We start from the raw sequence: 321 nt of genomic DNA, 5'->3' as shown, positions 1-321 counted from the left end.
GGCGTATACTATTGTATATTATATACAATAATATAATACTATTGTATATATAATAATAAAATATATAAATAAAATTGGATATATAACAATAGTATACGCTTATATATATATGTATAATAATAATATACAAATACAAACAAAAGTACAGATGGCTCTTCTAGTTTAAATTCCACTTTCGGTCCATCGAATCTTCCCCATTATGGAAATAGATATCTCCTCTGTCAATGACACCAAAGGGAAAAGGGATATTAACTGAATGGAATTCAGATATGGATGGAATATAATGAAATAGAACCCCCTTGAGGTTCCCTACGAAATGAG

The sequence above is a fragment of the Zoogloea oryzae genome (assembly GCF_030161255.1).
Taxonomy (GTDB): domain Bacteria; phylum Pseudomonadota; class Gammaproteobacteria; order Burkholderiales; family Rhodocyclaceae; genus Zoogloea; species Zoogloea oryzae.
The sequence above is the reverse complement of the archived record's forward strand: the minus strand, read 5'-3'. Positions refer to the sequence as shown.